Consider the following 19603-nt stretch of genomic DNA (forward strand, 5'->3'; position numbering starts at 1 on the left):
GGCTTGTCAGTCGTTGTTCCCGGTCAGTGGAGGCGCATTATAGGGAGTTCTCGGCGAGCCGCAACCCCTAATTTCAATATTTTTTCCAACCGTTGAATGTTTGACCAAAACACCGTTAAAGCGGCAGTTTTTTCAACGATTTAAAGCCGTAGCCCTGCAAAACGGGCAATAAAGCGTCAGTATCTTCATTTAACGCCATGCAATACGCCAGATTCTCTTCCTGGCTCGAGACCAGGCTTTCCTGCGTAGAGATGAGCCAGGCGGTGCGGCGGGCAATCGCCGCGCCGGAATCCACCAATCGGGTGCCTTCGGGCAACACCTGCATCAGCTCTTCAGCTAACAGAGGAAAATGGGTGCAGCCCAGCACGACCGTATCCGGCGGCTCGCGCATGCTCAGCCAAGGATGCAGGATCTTCTTCAGCACCGGCAGCGGCACGGCTTCGCCGTGCAGCTTGGCTTCCGCCAGCTCCACCAGTTCAGAAGAGCCCAGCAGCTCAATCTTGCAATCGGTGGCGAACCGGGAAATCAGCTCATGGGTGTAGCTGCGCTGTACGGTGCCGCGGGTCGCCAACAGGCCGACAATGCCGTTGACGGTAAGACGGGCCGCAGGTTTGATGGCGGGCACCACGCCCACGACCGGGAAACTGAAACGCTCGCGCAGGGCCGGCAAGGAGACCGTGCTGGCGGTGTTGCAGGCGATGACGACAATCGCCAGAGGATGACGCTGCTGCACCGCGCCGACAATCTCCAGCACGCGCTCAACGATAAACTCTTCGGACTTCTCGCCGTAGGGGAACGCCACGTTGTCGAACGCGTATATATAGTGGAGATCCGGCAGCAACTGCCGAATCTCCTGATACACCGACAGCCCGCCGACGCCGGAATCAAAAACCAGCACCGTCGGGCGAGGTGTGGCGGTGCTGTTAGAAGGTATAGCTTCCAGTGAGGTAGTATTCTCTTCCTGGAGTAGCGTAGCCATAGGCCGTCTCATAATCTTTATCAAACAGGTTGGCAATTCTACCACGAACTGTCAGATGAGATGTGACCGGATACGAAACTGCGAGATCCCACAGGCTCACGCCGCCAAGTTTAACCGTACGCGTAGTGTAGCCGCTGTAATCACCGTCGTAGCGCTCTCCCAGATACTGGTAGGTTACCGCCCAATCAAAGTCATACAGCTGCCAGTCCAGCTCATATTTCACCTGCTGTTTGGCGCGGCGCAACAGCACTTCGTTGGTCTTGGCGTTGCGCGGGTCGACATAATCGTAACCAATCTGATGCGTCAGCGGGCCGGTATCAAAAGACGCCGTCGCTTCAACACCTTTAATCCTTGCCTGATTAACATTGTAATAGGCTGAACCTGAACCGCTTGATGCATAGCTGATCAGATTATCTATATCATTGCGATAACCGGTAACGCGCCAGGTGACCGGGCCGGTCAGCCCCTCAAAGCCCCCTTCCCACTGTTTGCTTTCTTCCGGTTTCAAATCCGGGTTGCCGCCAAAGCTGCCGTACTGCTGCCCCAAATTTGGCGCTTTAAACGCAGTACCATAAGACGCGATGGCGCGATAGCCCTCAACAAATTCCCAAGCCACGCTGGTTTGCCAAGTGCCATGCCAACCAAACTGCGAGTTATCATCACCGCGCACCGCACCTTCCAAAGTAAAGGCATCCACTTGTTGCTGCGCCGTCAGATAAAGCCCGGTATTACGTTGGCTCTTGCTCTCAGTGATGTAAGCCGTACCCGGTTCGATTTTCTGATTCTGCCAATCGACACCCGTACTGATATGGCCTTGAGCAACCTGGAACGTATTGCCCCACTGCACATTGTATTGCGTGGAGTCATCCAGGGTTGCAGACGCAGAATAAGGGCCGTATTTGGGATCGTAGTTATAGTCTTTGGTATGGCTATAGCTCGCGATCAACTGCGTAGCATAGATGCCGTCCTGATAGCGCAGACCGCTATCCCAACTTTGGCTATAGAGTTGGCGAGTGTCAGGCAACGCATCTAAATGCGCCGGATCCGAATAACTGTAATTACCGTCATAGGCCGTGCGATTGTCATAACCATAACCACGAACAAAGCCGCTGAACGCCTCATTGAACTTGTGCTCAATGCCGCCATACAGAGATTTGCTCATAAAGCCGTCGCGGTCAGGCTGTGCAGGATTGCCGAAGCTGTCCGGCAAGTTCGCTATAACATTATACCCTTTGGTATAGGTGTAGTTCCCCGCCACCGTCGCCACGGTGCTGTCGCCCAGCGGCTGTTGCGTCGACGCATCGTAGGATTGATAGCCGTTGGAGCCGACGCCGGCAGCCAGCGTCGTGCCGTTCTTTTCGCGGGTGGTAATAATGTTGACTACGCCGCCGATGGCGTCGGAACCGTATACCGCCGAACGCGGTCCGCGAATGTATTCGACTTTCTGCACCAGCGAGATCGGGATTTGGCTGAGATCGGAAGAGCCGCTGACGCCCGCCTGATTAAGGCGAATACCGTCAATTAACACCAGCACATGGCTGGAATTGGTGCCGCGAATAAACAACGAACTTTGCTGCCCCAGGCCGCCATTCTGCGCAATGTCCACGCCTGGCAAACGGCGCATCACGTCGGTCAGGCTCTTGGCCTGCCAGCGATCGATATCGTTACGGGTGACGACGGAGGTCGGCGCCAACACGGAAGAAACCGGCTGCGGGAAACGGTTGGCGGTTACCACCAGGTTATCGCCATTCGTGGCTGTAGTGTTGTCTTGCGCCCATCCAGAAAAAGCCGTGACGGAGGAGACCACCGCCAGCAGCGTATTTTTTGTAATTGTCATGAGAAAAGCATCCAAACTTAATTGGCGGATGCCGCAGGATCATGGCCGGTAGTTCGCGACGGCCACGGATATTGCGACGTAACACCGGCAGGTCTTCGGGCTTGGGATTTGCGGGCCGCGGGGCGCGACCGGCAACGGGCGATGACTTCCCATCCTGCAGTGGACAGTGTCTGCGTCAAAACGCTATCGCCGTGACTTCCCCTTACCGCTGCGCGTCAGCTCCGGATTCACACCGGATTCCCTTTTCACTCGCTGCTTGAGGCCGGACGGCAATGCTACGATCAATGCAAATAGATGTCTAGACTGCTACTAATGTTACAAATAATAAACGCGACAAAACTGGACTTCACGGGCTGATTCCCTACAATCCCCGCTGATCAAATTTGCCTGACGAGAAGACACACATGACGCCCGAGAATTTGCCTATTGAACGTTACGATGACCAACTGGCGGAGAAAGTCGCCCGCCTGAAGACGTTGATGTCACCGTTCGCGGCGCCCGAGCCGGAAGTGTTCCGCTCGCCAGTCGACCACTACCGCATGCGCGCCGAGTTCCGCATCTGGCACGATGCGGACGACATGTATCACATCATGTTCGATCAGCAGACCAAGCAGCGTATTCGCGTCGATCAATTCCCGGCCGCCAGCGAACTGATCAACCGCCTGATGAGCGCCCTGATCGCCGCGCTGAAACCGGAGCCGATCCTGCGTCACAAGCTGTTCCAGATCGATTATCTGTCGACGCAAAGCGGTAAAATCATCGCCTCGCTGCTGTACCACCGCAAGCTGGATGACGCTTGGCAGCAGCGCGCCGAGCAACTGCGCGACGAGCTGCGCGCGCAGGGTTTCGACCTGCAGCTGATCGGCCGGGCGTCGAAGACCAAGATCATGCTCGACCAGGATTATGTTGACGAAGTGCTGACGGTCGCCGGCCGCGATATGATCTACCGACAGGTGGAAAACAGCTTTACTCAACCCAACGCGGCCATGAACGTGCAGATGCTGGAATGGGCGCTGGCGGTCACCGTCGGTTCCAAAGGCGATTTGCTGGAGCTGTACTGCGGCAACGGCAACTTCTCGCTGGCGTTGGCGCGCAATTTCGAGCGCGTGCTGGCGACCGAGATCGCCAAGCCGTCGGTGGCGGCGGCGCAGTACAACATCGCCGCCAACCATATCGACAACGTGCAGATCATCCGCATGGCGGCGGAAGACTTCACTCAGGCGATGAACGGAGTACGCGAATTCAACCGGTTGAAAGGCATCGATCTGAGCGGCTACAACTGCGAGACGATTTTCGTCGATCCGCCGCGCAGCGGGCTGGACGCGGAAACGGTGAAGATGGTGCAGGCTTACCCGCGCATTTTGTATATTTCATGCAATCCGGAAACGCTGTGCGCCAACCTGGAAACGCTGCAGGCCACGCACCGGGTCAGCCGCCTGGCGCTGTTCGACCAGTTCCCGTATACCCATCACATGGAATGCGGCGTGTTGCTGGAAAAACACCGCTGATACGACAGGGGCGCCATGATGGCGCCCCGTTTCATTACGGCTCTTGAGTCGGCGCATCCAGCGCCTTGCGCGCCTTCAGCTTGACCCCAATCCACAGCACCAGCGCCACACAGATCACCGACGGCAGGAAGTTGGAGCCGATCTGCGGGTATTCGGCGCGCACGATGGCGCTGTACATCAACAGCCCCAGCAGGAAGCAGGCCGCCGCCAGCTTCGGCATGCCGTCCGGCATGGCGCGGTTCAGGTAACGCTGATGCAGACAGTACACCGCCAGCACCAACGCAATCAGCGGGAAGATCGAAAACGGCACCACCGAGCTGAACAGCGCGGCAAAGGAACCGTTGATCGAAAGGCCGGCAATCAACGCCAGCAGTAAGGTGCCATTTTCACGGCCTGGTTTTTCCATCATTTTTTACCTTTTTTATACGTGGGACACAGAAGCTTTTTCTTGTTCGCGACGATACCAGTAATACGCCCCTTTGGAGATCATCCGCAGCTGCAGCACCAGCCGTTCTTCCAGCTGCTGCCGCTGCTCGACGTCGATATCCAGCGCTTCCGCGCCGGCGCTGAACACGATGGTGACCATCGCTTCCGCCTGCGCTTCGGTAAAGCTGCGCGGCATGTGGTTTTCCAACTCGAGGTAGTCCGCCAGTTCGGCGATGAAATGCTGGATCTCGCGCGCCACCGCCGCACGAAATGCCGCCGACGTGCCGGAGCGCTCGCGCAGCAGCAGGCGGAAGGCGTTCGGGTTGTTGCCGATAAATTCCATAAAGGTGGACACCGAGGTGCGGATCACGCTGCCGCCCTTGGCGATGCGTTGGCGCGCCTGGCGCATCAACTGACGCAGCATCAGGCCGCTTTCATCCACCATGGTCAGCCCCAGCTCATCCACGTCGCGGAAATGGCGATAAAACGACGTGGGCGCGATGCCCGCCTCGCGTGAAACTTCCCGCAGGCTCAGGCTGGCGAAGCTGCGTTCGGCGCTCAGCTGGCTGAATGCGGCTTCGATCAGGGAACGACGAGTCCGTTCTTTTTGTTGTGCTCTGACGCCCATATGCATATCCGGATAGGTTCCATTCTCTCAGTCTAACGCCCTAGACTCGGCAATATAGCAAATTTTATTGCAACAGCATTTATACTAACGCGCTCTATCACACTTCCGCCCTGAGCCGATTGTGCTTTGACTCAAAAAGCCTAATGGTGATTGGGTGAGCAGCGCTATGATGTTAAGATACCGTTGTAATCTTGTATAAAAAAACAGGTCTCTCCTACATGCAACAGCACTATCAATTTGATGCCATAGTGATTGGCTCGGGCCCTGGTGGTGAAGGTGCCGCCATGGGGCTGGTGAAACAGGGCGCCCGTGTGGCCGTTATCGAACGGTACAACAACGTAGGCGGCGGATGTACCCATTGGGGCACCATCCCTTCCAAAGCCCTCCGCCACGCCGTCAGCCGCATTATCGAATTCAACCAGAACCCGCTTTACAACAATTCGCGCACGCTTAGCGCGACCTTCCCTGACATTTTACGCCACGCCGATAACGTCATCAGCCAGCAGACCCGCATGCGCCAAGGGTTCTATGAGCGGAACCAGTGCAAGCTGTTCGCCGGCGACGCGCGCTTCATCGACGCCAACACCGTCAGCGTCAGCTACATGGACGGCACCCAGGACACCATCCGCGCCGACCACATCGTGATCGCCTGCGGCTCGCGCCCTTACCATCCGGCCAGCGTCGATTTCAATCACCCGCGCATCTACGACAGCGACTCCATTCTCGAGCTGAGCCATGAGCCGCGCCACGTGATCATTTACGGCGCCGGGGTGATCGGCTGCGAATATGCGTCTATCTTCCGCGGCCTGAACGTCAAGGTGGATCTGATCAACACCCGCGATCGGCTGCTGGCGTTCCTCGATCAAGAGATGTCGGATTCGCTCTCTTACCACTTCTGGAACAACGGCGTGGTGATCCGCCACAACGAAGAATTCGAGAAGATCGAAGGCACCGAAGACGGCGTGATCGTGCACCTGAAGTCCGGCAAGAAGGTGAAAGCGGACTGCCTGCTGTACGCTAACGGCCGTACCGGCAACACCGATTCGTTGGGGTTGGAGAACGTCGGTCTGGAGTCGGACAGCCGCGGGCTGCTGAAAGTGAACAGCATGTATCAGACCGCGCTGTCGCACATCTATGCGGTCGGTGACGTGATCGGCTATCCGAGCCTGGCTTCCGCCGCCTACGATCAGGGCCGCATCGCCGCGCAAGCGATCGCCTCCGGCGAAGCCAGCGGTCACTTAATCGAAGATATCCCGACCGGCATCTACACCATTCCGGAAATCAGCTCCGTCGGCAAAACCGAGCAGGAACTGACCGCGATGAAGGTGCCGTATGAAGTGGGCCGCGCCCAGTTCAAGCATCTGGCGCGCGCGCAGATAGCCGGGATGAACGTCGGCAGCCTGAAGATCCTGTTCCATCGCGACACCCTGCAGATCCTCGGGATCCACTGCTTCGGCGAGCGTGCGGCGGAGATCATCCACATCGGTCAGGCGATCATGGAACAGAAAGGTGAAGGCAATACCATCGAGTATTTCGTTAATACGACCTTCAACTATCCGACCATGGCCGAAGCCTACCGGGTGGCGGCGCTTAACGGCTTAAACCGCCTGTTTTAACGCGCTGTCGATGTAGCCCTGCATGTGCTCGCGGATCGCTTCGGCCAACTGCTCATAACGGCTGCGCAGTGGGGAACCGGGGCGATACACCAACGCGATGGTGCGCTTCGGCTCCGGCTTGTAGCAATCCAGATAGCACACGCCGTCGCGTTCGCGCTGCGGCGGCACCGCCAGTGACGGCAGCAGGGTAATGCCGCTGCCGGCAGCGACCATATTGCGCAACGTTTCCAGACTGGTGGCGCGGAAGTGAGTATCTTCGTCCGCGCCCGCCTGGAAGCAGAAGCCCATCGCCTGATCGCGCAGGCAGTGGCCATCTTCCAACATCAGCAGCTTCTCTCCCGCTAAATCCGGCATCGCCACGCGCTCGCGCTGCGCCCACGGGTGATCGGAGTACACCGCCAGCTTCATCGGTTCATCGAACAGAGGCACTTCGATAAACGCCTCGGTTTCCTTCACCAACGCCAGAATGGCGCAGTCCAGTTTGCCGCTGTCGAGTTGCGCCAGCAGTTGGTGGGTTTGCGCTTCGTGCAGGTACATTTCCAGTTTCGGGAAGGTTTTGTGCAGTGTCGGTATGATCTGCGGCAGCAGATAAGGCCCCACGGTCGGGATCAGGCCGATGTGCAGCGGCCCGGACATGGCTTCGCCCTGCTGGCTGGCCATCTCCTTCAACACTTTCACTTCGCGCAGCACGGTACGCGCCTGCTCCACCAGCAACAGACCGGCCTGGGTGAACAGCACCTTGCGGCTGGTGCGCTCGAGCAGCATGACGCCCAACTCGTCTTCCAGCTTGCGGATCTGCCCGCTCAGCGTGGGCTGGCTCACATGGCATGAATCGGCCGCGCGGCGGAAGTGCCGGTGCTCGGCCAAGGCGACCAGATACTCTAAATCACGAATATTCATTGTTTCCCTCCATTCCATGATAGCTCATGGCGATAGATAAGATAGCAATGAGCGATTAGATCTATCAAGCCCCAGCGACAATAATGTGTCCCAACGAAGCGATATCGCGCTAAATGCTAAAAATTACTTTTCCTAATTAAGGGGTTAATCAATGTTTACCAGTCAAGAAGGCAAGAAAGTTCCTCAGGTTACTTTCCACACCCGTCAGGGCGACCAATGGATTGATGTGACCACTGATGACCTGTTCAAAAACAAAACCGTTATCGTGTTCTCGCTGCCGGGCGCGTTTACGCCGACCTGTTCTTCGAGCCATCTGCCGCGTTACAACGAGCTGTCCAGCGTATTCAAGCAGCACGGCGTCGACAGCATTCTTTGCGTCTCGGTGAACGACACCTTCGTCATGAACGCCTGGAAAGCCGATCAGCATGCGGAAAACATCACTTTCGTGCCGGACGGCAACGGTGAATTCACCAAAGGTATGAACATGCTGGTTGAGAAAGCGGATCTGGGCTTTGGCCCTCGCTCATGGCGCTACTCGATGCTGGTGCGCGACGGCGTGGTCGAGAAAATGTTTGTCGAACCAAACAAGCCGGGCGACCCGTTTGAAGTGTCCGACGCCGACACCATGCTGAAATACCTGGCGCCGGAATTCAAAGTGCAGGAATCGGTCTCCCTGTTCACCAAACCGGGCTGCCCATTCTGCGCCAAAGCCAAGCAGATGCTGCAAGAGCGCGGCATTCAGTATGAAGAGATCGTGCTGGGCAAAGACGCCACCACCGTCAGCCTGCGCGCCGTCAGCGGCCGCGCCACGGTGCCGCAGGTATTCATCGGCGGCCGTCACATCGGCGGCAGCGACGATCTGGAAACCTTCCTGTCAGCTTAATAAGTAATAACAAAGCCAACGTGAACTTTGGCGGGCTACGGCCCGCCTTTTTTTTACCTTTCAGGAGCGGATATGAAACTGTTGAACGTTGATGTCGCGGTCATCGGCGGCGGCACCGCAGGGCTCGGCGCCTACCGAGCGGCCAAACTGTCTACCCCCAGTGTGGTGATGATCGAAGGCGGGCCTTATGGCACCACCTGTGCGCGCGTTGGCTGCATGCCATCCAAATTATTGATCGCCGCCGCCGAAGCGGTGCATCAAATCGAACGTGCACCGGGCTTTGGCGTGCACCCAACCGGCAAAACGCGCATTGACGGGCGCGAGGTGATGGCTCGCGTCAAACGCGAACGCGATCGTTTCGTCGGCTTCGTGCTGGAAGGCGTGGACGAGATCCCGGCCGGCGACAAAATTCAGGGCTATGCCCGCTTTATCGACGACAACACGCTGCAGGTCGATGAGCATACGCGCATTGTGGCGCAGCGCATCGTAATCGCCACCGGCTCCCGCCCCAGCTGGCCGGCGCCGTGGAACGAACTGGGCGATCGCCTGATCGTCAACGACGATCTCTTCAACTGGGATGATTTGCCGCAGTCCGTAGCGGTGTTCGGCCCCGGCGTCATCGGGCTGGAACTGGGGCAAGCGCTGCACCGCCTCGGGGTCGACACCCGGGTCTTCGGCATCGGCGGCGCCGTCGGGCCGCTCACCGACAGCGCCGTGCGCGATTACGCCGCGAAAACGTTGGGGGAAGAGTTCTATCTCGACGCCGACGTGAAAGTGGAGATGATGCAGCGCGAAGGCGACAAGGTGTTTATCCGCTATCGGGATCTGCAGGGCCAACCGCAGGAGATCCTGGTGGACTACGTGTTGGCCGCCACTGGCCGCCGCCCCAACGTCGATCGGTTAGGCCTCGAAAACACCGGTTTGCAGCTCGACGCTCGAGGCGTGCCGCTGGCCGACCGCCTGACGATGCAAACCAGCGTGCCGCATATCTTCATCGCCGGCGACGCCAGCAACCAGCTGCCGCTGCTGCATGAGGCCAGCGATCAGGCGCGCATCGCCGGCGCCAACGCCGGCAGCTTCCCGGAGATCAATCCGGGTCTGCGCCGCAGCGCGATTTCGGTGGTGTTCTCCGATCCGCAGATCGCCATGGTCGGCTCGACCTTCCGCGAGCTGAGCGAGAAGTTCAGCGCCTGCGGCTGTTTTGAAGTGGGCAAGGTCTCGTTTGAGAATCAGGGCCGCTCTCGGGTGATGCTGCGCAACAAGGGCGTTCTGCACGTTTACGGCGAACAGGGCACCGGCCGTTTCCTCGGCGCGGAAATGATCGGCCCGGACGCCGAACACATTGCGCACCTGTTGGCCTGGGCGCACCAGCAGCAGATGACCGTCGATCAGATGCTGGACATGCCGTTCTATCATCCAGTGATCGAAGAAGGCTTGCGCACCGCGCTGCGCGACCTGCAGGCGAAGCTCAAACTCGGCGCGGCCGAAATCGAGCGCTGCCAGCGCTGCCCGGGCGAATAACCCCTCATTCTCCATTCATACCCACCGGGCCTTCAGGCCCGATTTTTTTGCGCAGCGCTTTCCAGATTTTCCTCCCTCCTCTTGCCTCACGGCCCTCCTGCACGCATTTTTATGCTTTGGCATTGAAGTGATATCAATAATGACACTAAAATGGAGAGCAGAGCCAGAATGGAGGAAGAGCATGGAAAAGCATGAACACTATACCTATCGCATCACCTGGTCAGCGGAAGATCGTGAATATGTCGGGCTGTGCGCCGAATTCCCCTCGCTGTCCTGGCTGGCCGCCACGCGTACCGGCGCATTGGAGGGTATCGAGAAAGTGGTGAGCGAAACGATCGCCGATATGCTGGCGCAAGGCGAAACGCCGCCGCAGGCGCTGGCGGAAAAGAACTTCAGCGGAAAACTGGTGTTGCGCATGACGCCGGAACAGCATCGCCGGCTGGCGATCGGCGCGATGGAAGAAGGCGTGAGCCTGAACCGTTATCTGTGCGCCCGCCTGGCGGGGTAGAGGTTCAAGGGCGGCGCCAGGCCGCCCTTGTCGTCGTCAAGCCAAACGCTGTTTCGCTGCGGCGATTGCCGCGGCCACCTGTTGCGGCGCGACGCCGCCTTTGGCCGCACGCTTGTCCAGGCAGGATTGCAACGCCAGGATCGGGTAGACATCGTCAGCGATCGTCGCGCTGAACTGCTGCAAATCCGCCAGCGGCAGCGCTTCCAGCGGTTTGCCCTGGCGAATCGCTTCTACCACTGCCTCACCGACGATATGGTGCGCTTCGCGGAACGGCACGCCCTTGGCGACCAGGTAATCCGCCAGCTCGGTGGCGTTGGCATAGCCCTGCTCCGCCGCTTCCCGGCAGCGCGGGCGCTTCACCTGAATGCCGTCCAGCACCAGCGCCGCCATCTGCAGGCAGTCCATCCAGGTGTCGAGCGCGTCGAACAACCCTTCTTTGTCTTCCTGCATGTCTTTGTTGTACGCCAGCGGCAGGCCTTTCAGCGTCATCATCATGCCGGTCAGCGCGCCCTGTACGCGGCCGCACTTGCCGCGGATCAGCTCCAGCGCGTCCGGGTTTTTCTTCTGCGGCATCAACGAAGAGCCGGAGGTCACGCGGTCGGACAGCTCGACAAACGCCGCCTCGCCGCTGTTGAAGAAGATCAGATCTTCGGCGAAGCGCGACAGATGCACCATGCTGATGGCGGCGTTGGACAGCAGTTCCAACACGTGATCGCGATCGGATACGCTGTCCAGGCTGTTGCGGGTCGCCGAGGCGAAGCCCAGCCAGCCGGCCAGCTGCTCGCGATCGATAGGATAAGCAGTGCCGGCCAGCGCGCCACTGCCCAGCGGGCTGACGTCCAGCCGTTTCAGGGTATCCTGCAGGCGGCTTTCATCGCGCGCCAGCATCTCGACATAGGCCAGGCACCAGTGCGCGAAAGTCACCGGCTGCGCGCGTTGCAGGTGGGTATACCCCGGCATCACCGCATCCTGGTTGGCTTCGGCGGTCTCCACCAGCGCCTGCTGCAGCTGGACGATCGCCTGATGCAGATCGCCGATCTGCTGTTTGCACCACAGCTTCAGATCGGTCGCCACCTGATCGTTGCGGCTGCGGCCGGTGTGCAGCTTCTTGCCCAAATCGCCGACCTTCTCGATCAGCTTCTGCTCCACCCAGCTGTGGATGTCTTCGGCATCGCTTTGGACGATCGCCAAAGGATCGGCCTGGACTTCCGTCAGCAAGGCATTCAGCGCCTGCTCCAGCTGCTGTTGCTCCGTTGCCGTCAACACGTTAACGGTCACCAGCGCCTTCGACCAGGCCACCGAGCCCACGATATCTTGCTCCGCCAGGCGATAATCGAACCGCAGCGAATCGTTGAGTTGTTTGAACCGCTGATCCGCCGCCTGAGTGAACCGTCCGCCCCAAAGTGCCATACCTTTACTCCTGAATTTTTATGCGAAAGGGCGCAGCATGCTGCGCCCTTGCAGAGTCACGCCAATCGGTTATTTATTCTTTTTCTCGTTCAACGCGCGGATGCGTGAAGACAGAGAGAACAGGCGGATAAAGCCGCCCGCGTGGCTGTGATCGTAAACTTCGTCTTCGCCGAAGGTGGCGAACTCTTCGGAGTACAGGCTGTTGGCGGATTTTTTCTGGATCGCCGTCACCTGGCCTTTGTACAGCTGCAGCACCACTTCGCCGTTCACCTCTTCAGCCAATGCTTCGGCAGAGGCCTGCAGCGAGCGGCGCAGCGGCGCGAACCAACGGCCGTCGTACACCACATAGGACATCTCCAGGCCCAGCTGCTCGCGCCATTTGAAGCTGTCGCGATCCAGCACCAGCTGCTCGATGGCGCGCAGCGCCGCCACCATGATGGTGCCCCCCGGGGTCTCATAGCAGCCGCGGGATTTGATGCCCACCAGACGGTTTTCCACGATGTCGATCCGGCCGACGCCGTGCTTGGCGCCCAGCGCGTTCAAGGTTTCCAGGCACTGGTAAGGCGACAACGCTTTCCCGTTAACCGCCACAACGCGGCCTTTCTCAACGGTGACGGTCACCTGCTCAGGCTGATCCGGCGCTTCCTGCGGATCGACGGTCCATACCCAGCAATCCTTGTTCGGCGCATTCCACGGGCTTTCCAGCACGCCGCCTTCGGTGGAGATGTGCCAGGCGTTCTCATCGCGGCTGTAGATTTTCTCCAGCGATGCGGTGGTCGGGATATTGCGCTCTTTCAGGTAATCCAGCAGCGCTTCACGGGAACGCAGGTTCCACTCACGCCACGGCGCCACCACTTTCAGCTGCGGCGCCAGCGCGGTGTAGGTGGTTTCGAAGCGCACCTGATCGTTGCCTTTGCCGGTTGCGCCGTGGCACAGCGCGTCCGCGCCCACTTTCAACGCCAGCTCGACCTGCGCCTTGGCAATGATCGGCCGCGCCATCGAGGTGCCCAGCAGGTAGCTGCCTTCGTACAGGGCGCCGGTCTGCAGCACCGGATAAACGTAATCGCGGATAAATTCTTCACGCAGATCGACCACGTGACATTCAGAGGCACCGGACTGCAGGGCTTTTTGCTCCACGCCTTCCAGATCGCTGCGCTCCTGGCCGATGTCCGCCACGAACGCCACCACTTCACAGCCGCCGTAGTTCTCTTTCAGCCATGGAATGATGGCCGAGGTATCCAGGCCGCCGGAGTACGCCAGAACGATTTTTTTGATGCCTTGGTTTTGCATGATCTATTCCTTTCTAATTCTAAAATTAAGCGAGGATCCGGGTGCCAATCGACACGCCGTTAAACAAAGCAGGAAGCTGATCGGCATGGCGCCAGCTGGCGATATCCACCGGGCGGCCGAGGGTGCGGGCGGCGTCGAGCGCCGCATTCACCTTCACCACCATACCATCGGTGATGATGCCTTGCGCGATCAGTTGTTCCGCTTTTTGCGCCGTCATTTCCGCAATGCGTTGGCCCTTGCCGTCGAGGATGCCGCTGACGTCCGACAGCAGGATCAGATCCGCCCCCAGCGTCGCGGCCAGCGCCGTCGCCGCCTGATCGGCGTTCACGTTCATTAACTGCCCTTCGGCGGTGATGCCGATGGAGCTGATAACCGGCAGGTAGCCGGCGCCCAGCAGGGTATTGAGCAGCGCGGGCGAGCCGGGCTGCGCGTTGCCGACGTGGCCCAATGCCGGATCGAGCGGGGTCACGACCGAGCTGCCGCCGTCCGCCAGGCTCAGGCCGACAGCGTTGATTTGGTGTTTAATCGCCCACGCCAGCAGCGTTTTGTTGGCGGTGCCAGCCAGCGCGCCGGTGATGATGTCGATCTGATCGGCCGGCGTGACCCGCAGGCCGTTCTTTTTCACCACCGGCAAAGCGAGCTGCTTCATCAGTTCGTCCACCACGCAGCCGCCGCCGTGCACGATCACCAGCGGGCGCTGGTGCTGCTGCCGATAGCTGTCCAACGCGGTAAACAGACGCTCCAGCGCTTCTTCACTGTCTAATAACACGCCACCTAACTTGATAATTAACGGGTTCATTGCTGTTTACTCACGCTGGTTTAAAGGAGTGATTGGGTTTCCGGGAAGCCGAAACGGATATTCAGGCATTGCACCGCCTGCGCCGCCGCGCCTTTCAGCAGGTTATCTTCCGCCGCCACGGCGATCAGATGCTCGCCCTGCACCGCAAAACCGATGTCGCAGAACGGCAGCCCCACCACCGCTTTCAGCGCCGGCACGCCCTGGTCGTACAGCCGCACCAGCGGCTTGTCGTCATAGGCGGCATGATAGGCGGCGGCCACGTCCTGCGCGGTCACGCCGGCTTTCAGGCGGCAGGTGATGGTTTCAAGAATGCCGCGCGGGAAATTGCCCAGGTGCGGCGTAAAGATAACCGGCACGCCCAGGTGCGCGGCGATCTCCGGCTGGTGCCGGTGAGTGAAAATACCGTACGGCTGCAAGCTCACTTCGCAGAAACTGGTGGTCATGCTGGCCTTGCGCCCGGCGCCGCTGACGCCGCTGGTGGCGTTGATCACCGGCCACTGGTCGAGGTTCAGCAGTTGCTTTTCGATCAACGGTTTCAGCGCCAGCTGCGCCGCCGTCGGGTAGCAGCCCGGCACCGCGATCAGCTGCGCCTGTTTGATCTTGTCGCTCTGCCACTCCGCCAGGCCGTACACCGCCTGCTCCAGCAGGGCGCCATGCTGATGCTCGAAACCGTAGTACTGGGTATAAAAACCGGCGTCCTGCACGCGGAAGGCGCCGGACAGATCGAACACCACGCAGCCTGCCGCCAGGAAGGCCGGTGCGATATCGTGGCTGACTTCATGAGCGGTGGCGAGGAACACCACGTCGATGCCCTGCGCCGCCTTGGCGACGTCGGTCAACGGCTGCAGCGGCAGATCGACGATGCCTTTCAACTGGGGATGGAGATCGGAAAGCAACTTTCCTGCATCTGCACTTTGCGCTGAAACCGCTAAAGCGGTTATGTTCATGTGTGGGTGGCGATTCAGGTAAGCCGTGAGCTCCGCTCCGGCGTAACCGCTGGCACCAACGATCAGCGTATTCAACATGTGGCCTTTCACCTTCTAAACTGACGTGCGGTCGCTTGCGACCCAGGTAACAGGGCTAGCCAGCGTTGTTGCGCCGTTCACCCACGGAGCCAGGCGTTGATGCTTTTATAAACATCCGGGCATCGGGTTCCCTTACGCTTCGGCTTACTGTATTTTTATTCAAAATAAATGCATGAATATTGATACTATCCTAACCAAAGGCTGTCAACAGTGAAGATGAAATTACCTCCATTTATTGAGCTGTACCGGGCGTTGATCGCCACTCCGTCAATCAGCGCCACCGATGCCGGCCTCGATCAGAGCAATGAGGCGTTAATCAACTTGCTGGCCGGATGGTTTGCCGACCTGGGCTTCCGAGTCGACGTGCAGCCGGTGCCGGAGTCGCGCCACAAATTCAACCTGCTGGCCAGCATTGGTGAAGGCAGCGGCGGCCTGCTGCTGGCCGGCCATACCGATACGGTGCCTTACGACGAAGGCCGCTGGACACGCGATCCCTTCACCCTGACCGAGCACGACAACAAGCTCTACGGGCTGGGCACCGCCGACATGAAAGGCTTCTTCGCCTTTATTCTGGATGCGGTGCGCGATATCGACGCGAGCAAGCTGACCAAGCCGCTGTACATTTTAGCCACCGCAGATGAAGAAACGACGATGGCCGGCGCGCGTTACTTCGCCGCCTCTACCGCCATTCGGCCGGATTTCGCCATCATCGGCGAGCCGACCTCGCTGCAGCCGGTGCGCGCGCACAAGGGCCACATGGCCAACGCCATTCGCATCGTCGGCCAGTCCGGCCACTCCAGCGATCCGGCGCGCGGCGTCAACGCCATCGATCTGATGCACGAGTCCATCGGCCGCCTGATGGAGCTGCGCAAGACCCTGCAGGAGCGCTACAACAACCCGGCGTTCGCCGTGCCTTATCCCACCATGAACTTCGGCCATATCAGCGGCGGTGACGCGGCCAACCGCATCTGCGCCTGTTGCGAGCTGCACCTGGATATCCGCCCGCTGCCCGGCATGACGCTCGACAACATCAACGAACTGATGCATCAGGCGCTGGAGCCGGTGAGCCAACGCTGGCCGGGCCGCCTGACCATCGAAGAGCTGCACGCGTCGGTGCCGGGCTACGAGTGCCCGACCGACCACCGCATGGTGGCGGTGATCGAGGAGCTGCTGGGCACCCGCACGCAGGTGGTCAACTACTGTACCGAGGCGCCGTTCGTGCAACAGGTATGCCCGACCCTGGTGCTCGGCCCCGGTTCCATCGATCAGGCCCACCAGCCGGACGAGTACATCGATACCGCGTTTATCGAACCGACGCGCAAACTGCTGGGCCAGCTGGTCAGTCACTTTTGCCGGCAATAAACCCGACATTTAACAGGGGAAATGCCTTATGCTTTCCACTACCTCAAAATAAGTAGAAAACAGCGAAATAAGCCATGCTGATAACCGACGAGGCGTAATTAAATTTCAGAAAATGCGCCGATTTTGATGTTTTTTTGCTAAAAATAGTGTCAATTGACGATTGGACAGGAACGCGATGTGATCAGGCAGGCGGTCTGCGCCTGACGCGTGAAATTTATTTACAAGATAAAAATCATACAGAACTGGGTCAGGGGTTATATGAACGAACAATATTCGGCAATGCGCAGTAATGTCAGTATGCTCGGCAAATTGCTCGGCGATACCATCAAAGAAGCGCTGGGCGAGCATATTCTCGATCGCGTTGAGACCATCCGTAAGCTTTCCAAATCTTCACGCGCCGGCAACGAAGCGCATCGCCAGGAGCTGCTCTCCACCCTGCAGAACTTGTCCAACGACGAGCTGCTGCCGGTGGCGCGCGCCTTCAGCCAGTTCCTCAACCTGACCAACGTCGCCGAGCAGTACCACAGCATTTCGCCCAACGGCGAAGCCGCCAGCAACCCGGAAGCGCTGGCGCAGCTGTTCAGCCGCCTCAAAGACAAAAAGCTCAGCGACAAAGAGCTGCAGCACGCGGTGTCGCAACTTTCCATCGAGCTGGTGCTGACGGCGCACCCGACGGAGATCACCCGCCGCACCCTGATCCACAAGCTGGTGGAGGTCAACACCTGCCTCAGCCAGCTCGATCACAACGATCTGGCCGACTACGAGCGCAACAAGATCATGCGCCGCCTGCGTCAGCTGGTGGCCCAGTCGTGGCACACCGATGAAATTCGCAAACATCGCCCCTCCCCGATCGACGAAGCCAAATGGGGCTTTGCGGTGGTGGAAAACAGCCTGTGGGAAGGCGTGCCGGCGTTCCTGCGCGAATTCAACGAACAGCTGGAAAACTCCATCGATTACAGCCTGCCGGTGGAAGCGGTGCCGGTGCGCTTCACCTCCTGGATGGGCGGCGATCGCGACGGCAACCCGAACGTCACCGCCGAAATCACCCGCCATGTGCTGCTGCTCAGCCGCTGGAAAGCCTGCGACCTGTTTACCCGCGATATCCAGGTGCTGGTCTCCGAGCTGTCGATGACCGAGTGCACCCCTGAGCTGCGCGCCCGCGCCGGCGGCGATGAGGTGCAGGAGCCGTACCGCGAAATCATGAAGCAGCTGCGTAGCCAGCTGATGAGTTCCCAGGCTTATCTGGAAGGTCGCCTGAAGGGCGAGCGCGTGCTGAAGCCGCACGACCTGCTGGTGAACAACGAGCAGCTGTGGGAGCCGCTGTATGCCTGCTACCAGTCGCTGCAGGCCTGCGGCATGGGCATCATCGCCAACGGTCAACTGCTGGATACCCTGCGCCGCGTGCGCTGCTTCGGCGTGCCGCTGGTGCGCATCGACGTGCGCCAGGAAAGCACCCGCCATACCGAAGCCATCGCCGAGCTGACCCGCTATCTGGGGCTGGGCGACTATGAAAGCTGGTCGGAAGCCGATAAACAGGCGTTCCTGATCCGCGAACTGAACTCCAAACGCCCGCTGGTGCCGCTGAAGTGGCAACCGAGCGCCGACACGCAGGAAGTGCTGGAAACCTGCCGGGTGATCGCCGAAGCGCCGCAGGGCTCAATCGCCGCCTACGTGATTTCGATGGCGCGCACGCCTTCCGACGTGCTGGCGGTGCACCTGCTGCTGAAAGAGGCCGGCTGCCCGTTCGCGCTGCCGGTCGCTCCGCTGTTCGAAACCCTCGACGATCTGAACAACGCCGACGACGTAATGACCCAGTTGCTGAATATCGACTGGTATCGCGGCTTTATTCAGGGCAAACAGATGGTGATGATCGGCTATTCCGACTCGGCGAAAGACGCCGGCGTGATGGCCGCTTCCTGGGCGCAGTACCGTGCGCAGGACGCGTTGATCAAAACCTGTGAAAAAGCCGGCGTGGCGCTGACGCTGTTCCATGGGCGCGGCGGTTCCATCGGCCGCGGCGGCGCACCGGCGCATGCGGCGCTGCTGTCGCAGCCGCCGGGCAGCCTGAAGGGCGGCCTGCGCGTCACCGAACAGGGCGAGATGATCCGCTTCAAATTCGGCCTGCCGGAAGTCACCATCAGCAGCCTGGCGCTGTATGCCGGGGCGATCCTCGAGGCCAATCTGCTGCCGCCGCCGGAACCGAAGAAAGAATGGCGGGCGTTGATGGACGACCTGTCCGAGACCTCCTGCCGGATGTATCGCGGCTACGTGCGTGAAAACCCGGACTTCGTGCCTTACTTCCGCGCGGCCACGCCGGAACTGGAGCTGGGTAAACTGCCGCTGGGCTCGCGCCCGGCCAAACGCAAGCCGAACGGCGGCGTAGAGAGCCTGCGCGCCATTCCGTGGATCTTCGCCTGGACGCAGAACCGCCTGATGCTGCCGGCCTGGCTCGGCGCCGGCGCCGGATTGCAGGAAGCGGTGAAGGCCGGCAAACAGGCGGAGCTGGAGGCGATGTGCCGCGACTGGCCGTTCTTCTCCACCCGCATCGCCATGCTGGAAATGGTGTTCGCCAAGGCCGACCTATGGCTGGCGGAATACTACGATCAGCGCCTGGTGGATAAATCGCTGTGGCCGCTGGGCCAACAGCTGCGCGATCAGCTGGAAAGCGACATCAAGGTAGTGCTGACCATCGCCAACGATGCGCACCTGATGGAAGACCTGCCGTGGATCGCCGAATCCATCGCGCTGCGCAACGTCTATACCGACCCGCTGAACGTCCTGCAGGCCGAACTGCTGCACCGTTCGCGCCAGCAGGAGCAGCCGGACGCCCGCGTCGAGCAGGCGCTGATGGTCACCATCGCCGGCGTCGCCGCCGGGATGCGCAACACCGGCTAGTGAGCCTCATCGCGGC

General features: G+C 59.8%; 16 protein-coding genes and 1 riboswitch. Of the genes, 7 read left to right on the forward strand and 9 right to left on the reverse strand.

Annotated elements, in window-relative coordinates; genetic code table 11:
* Window positions 1-115: 115 nt before the first annotated feature.
* Together murI and btuB are read right to left on the reverse strand one after the other, a co-directional pair.
* The gene (gene murI / locus MMS95_RS08195) at window positions 116-979 is read right to left on the reverse strand and encodes a glutamate racemase (protein ID WP_033631312.1); all 864 of its coding nucleotides are present in this window, start codon (window positions 977-979) and stop codon (window positions 116-118) included.
* Window positions 924-2816, reverse strand: a complete 1893-nt coding sequence (gene btuB / locus MMS95_RS08200; protein ID WP_156866546.1) for a TonB-dependent vitamin B12 receptor BtuB — start codon at window positions 2814-2816, stop codon at window positions 924-926. The genes murI and btuB overlap by 56 nt, the downstream gene beginning before the upstream one ends.
* A 68-nt stretch (window positions 2817-2884) precedes the next feature.
* Window positions 2885-3098: riboswitch (cobalamin riboswitch) on the reverse strand.
* Window positions 3099-3220: 122 nt separating this feature from the next.
* Here btuB and trmA point away from each other — a divergent pair.
* Window positions 3221-4324: a tRNA (uridine(54)-C5)-methyltransferase TrmA gene (gene trmA, locus MMS95_RS08205; protein ID WP_156866547.1), complete on the forward strand. Its 1104-nt coding sequence runs from the start codon at window positions 3221-3223 to the stop codon at window positions 4322-4324.
* A gap of 34 nt (window positions 4325-4358) precedes the next feature.
* On the opposite strand, the gene MMS95_RS08210 is transcribed toward trmA, so the two are convergent.
* Both MMS95_RS08210 and fabR read right to left on the reverse strand, forming a co-directional pair.
* Complete coding sequence (locus tag MMS95_RS08210; protein WP_004931042.1) at window positions 4359-4730, reverse strand: YijD family membrane protein; 372 nt, start codon at window positions 4728-4730, stop codon at window positions 4359-4361.
* Window positions 4731-4745: 15 nt separating this feature from the next.
* Window positions 4746-5378: an HTH-type transcriptional repressor FabR gene (gene fabR, locus MMS95_RS08215; protein ID WP_004931044.1), complete on the reverse strand. Its 633-nt coding sequence runs from the start codon at window positions 5376-5378 to the stop codon at window positions 4746-4748.
* Between the two features lie 218 nt (window positions 5379-5596).
* On the opposite strand from fabR, the gene sthA reads away from it, so the two are divergent.
* Entirely contained in the window at window positions 5597-6994 is a 1398-nt protein-coding gene (gene sthA, locus MMS95_RS08220; protein WP_004931047.1) for a Si-specific NAD(P)(+) transhydrogenase, read from the forward strand.
* Here sthA and oxyR read toward each other — a convergent pair.
* A complete protein-coding gene (oxyR, locus tag MMS95_RS08225) occupies window positions 6977-7894 on the reverse strand; it encodes a DNA-binding transcriptional regulator OxyR (protein ID WP_015379402.1) in 918 nt (305 codons plus the stop codon). The genes sthA and oxyR overlap by 18 nt on opposite strands.
* Before the next feature lie 151 nt (window positions 7895-8045).
* On the opposite strand from oxyR, the gene MMS95_RS08230 reads away from it, so the two are divergent.
* The 3 genes from MMS95_RS08230 (at window position 8046) to MMS95_RS08240 (ending at window position 10806) form a co-directional block, all read left to right on the forward strand.
* Window positions 8046-8777, forward strand: a complete 732-nt coding sequence (locus MMS95_RS08230; RefSeq protein WP_004931051.1) for a glutathione peroxidase — start codon at window positions 8046-8048, stop codon at window positions 8775-8777.
* 72 nt (window positions 8778-8849) lie between these two features.
* The gene (locus tag MMS95_RS08235) at window positions 8850-10298 is read left to right on the forward strand and encodes a dihydrolipoyl dehydrogenase (protein WP_131165396.1); all 1449 of its coding nucleotides are present in this window, start codon (window positions 8850-8852) and stop codon (window positions 10296-10298) included.
* A gap of 181 nt (window positions 10299-10479) precedes the next feature.
* Window positions 10480-10806, forward strand: a complete 327-nt coding sequence (locus MMS95_RS08240; RefSeq protein WP_019452249.1) for a toxin-antitoxin system HicB family antitoxin — start codon at window positions 10480-10482, stop codon at window positions 10804-10806.
* 36 nt (window positions 10807-10842) lie between these two features.
* On the opposite strand, the gene argH is transcribed toward MMS95_RS08240, so the two are convergent.
* From argH to argC, 4 genes are all read right to left on the reverse strand, one after another.
* Window positions 10843-12216: an argininosuccinate lyase gene (gene argH / locus MMS95_RS08245; protein ID WP_242141565.1), complete on the reverse strand. Its 1374-nt coding sequence runs from the start codon at window positions 12214-12216 to the stop codon at window positions 10843-10845.
* 69 nt (window positions 12217-12285) lie between these two features.
* Window positions 12286-13506: an argininosuccinate synthase gene (locus tag MMS95_RS08250; protein ID WP_046897398.1), complete on the reverse strand. Its 1221-nt coding sequence runs from the start codon at window positions 13504-13506 to the stop codon at window positions 12286-12288.
* Window positions 13507-13531: 25 nt separating this feature from the next.
* Window positions 13532-14305 (reverse strand): acetylglutamate kinase, encoded by a 774-nt coding sequence (argB, locus tag MMS95_RS08255; RefSeq protein WP_033631319.1) that lies wholly within the window; start codon window positions 14303-14305, stop codon window positions 13532-13534.
* Between the two features lie 20 nt (window positions 14306-14325).
* Entirely contained in the window at window positions 14326-15330 is a 1005-nt protein-coding gene (gene argC, locus MMS95_RS08260) for an N-acetyl-gamma-glutamyl-phosphate reductase (RefSeq protein ID WP_004931065.1), read from the reverse strand.
* A gap of 216 nt (window positions 15331-15546) precedes the next feature.
* On the opposite strand from argC, the gene argE reads away from it, so the two are divergent.
* Together argE and ppc are read left to right on the forward strand one after the other, a co-directional pair.
* Window positions 15547-16692 carry an acetylornithine deacetylase gene (gene argE, locus MMS95_RS08265; protein WP_033631320.1) on the forward strand — a complete coding sequence of 382 codons (1146 nt, stop codon included), beginning with the start codon at window positions 15547-15549 and terminating at the stop codon, window positions 16690-16692.
* Between the two features lie 258 nt (window positions 16693-16950).
* A complete protein-coding gene (gene ppc, locus MMS95_RS08270; RefSeq protein WP_004931070.1) occupies window positions 16951-19587 on the forward strand; it encodes a phosphoenolpyruvate carboxylase in 2637 nt (878 codons plus the stop codon).
* The last annotated feature ends 16 nt before the right edge of the window (window positions 19588-19603 follow it).

The sequence above is a fragment of the Serratia sp. PGPR-27 genome (assembly GCF_022678525.1).
GTDB lineage: Bacteria > Pseudomonadota > Gammaproteobacteria > Enterobacterales > Enterobacteriaceae > Serratia > Serratia nematodiphila.

What these genes read in the sequence shown, in the direction of transcription:
- murI (WP_033631312.1), bottom strand. Translation starts at nt 979, where the DNA reads ATGGCTACGCTACTCCAGGAAGAGAATACTACCTCACTGGAAGCTATA.
- btuB (WP_156866546.1), bottom strand. Translation starts at nt 2,816, where the DNA reads ATGACAATTACAAAAAATACGCTGCTGGCGGTGGTCTCCTCCGTCACG.
- trmA (WP_156866547.1), top strand. Translation starts at nt 3,221, where the DNA reads ATGACGCCCGAGAATTTGCCTATTGAACGTTACGATGACCAACTGGCG.
- MMS95_RS08210 (WP_004931042.1), bottom strand. Translation starts at nt 4,730, where the DNA reads ATGGAAAAACCAGGCCGTGAAAATGGCACCTTACTGCTGGCGTTGATT.
- fabR (WP_004931044.1), bottom strand. Translation starts at nt 5,378, where the DNA reads ATGGGCGTCAGAGCACAACAAAAAGAACGGACTCGTCGTTCCCTGATC.
- sthA (WP_004931047.1), top strand. Translation starts at nt 5,597, where the DNA reads ATGCAACAGCACTATCAATTTGATGCCATAGTGATTGGCTCGGGCCCT.
- oxyR (WP_015379402.1), bottom strand. Translation starts at nt 7,894, where the DNA reads ATGAATATTCGTGATTTAGAGTATCTGGTCGCCTTGGCCGAGCACCGG.
- MMS95_RS08230 (WP_004931051.1), top strand. Translation starts at nt 8,046, where the DNA reads ATGTTTACCAGTCAAGAAGGCAAGAAAGTTCCTCAGGTTACTTTCCAC.
- MMS95_RS08235 (WP_131165396.1), top strand. Translation starts at nt 8,850, where the DNA reads ATGAAACTGTTGAACGTTGATGTCGCGGTCATCGGCGGCGGCACCGCA.
- MMS95_RS08240 (WP_019452249.1), top strand. Translation starts at nt 10,480, where the DNA reads ATGGAAAAGCATGAACACTATACCTATCGCATCACCTGGTCAGCGGAA.
- argH (WP_242141565.1), bottom strand. Translation starts at nt 12,216, where the DNA reads ATGGCACTTTGGGGCGGACGGTTCACTCAGGCGGCGGATCAGCGGTTC.
- MMS95_RS08250 (WP_046897398.1), bottom strand. Translation starts at nt 13,506, where the DNA reads ATGCAAAACCAAGGCATCAAAAAAATCGTTCTGGCGTACTCCGGCGGC.
- argB (WP_033631319.1), bottom strand. Translation starts at nt 14,305, where the DNA reads ATGAACCCGTTAATTATCAAGTTAGGTGGCGTGTTATTAGACAGTGAA.
- argC (WP_004931065.1), bottom strand. Translation starts at nt 15,330, where the DNA reads ATGTTGAATACGCTGATCGTTGGTGCCAGCGGTTACGCCGGAGCGGAG.
- argE (WP_033631320.1), top strand. Translation starts at nt 15,547, where the DNA reads ATGAAATTACCTCCATTTATTGAGCTGTACCGGGCGTTGATCGCCACT.
- ppc (WP_004931070.1), top strand. Translation starts at nt 16,951, where the DNA reads ATGAACGAACAATATTCGGCAATGCGCAGTAATGTCAGTATGCTCGGC.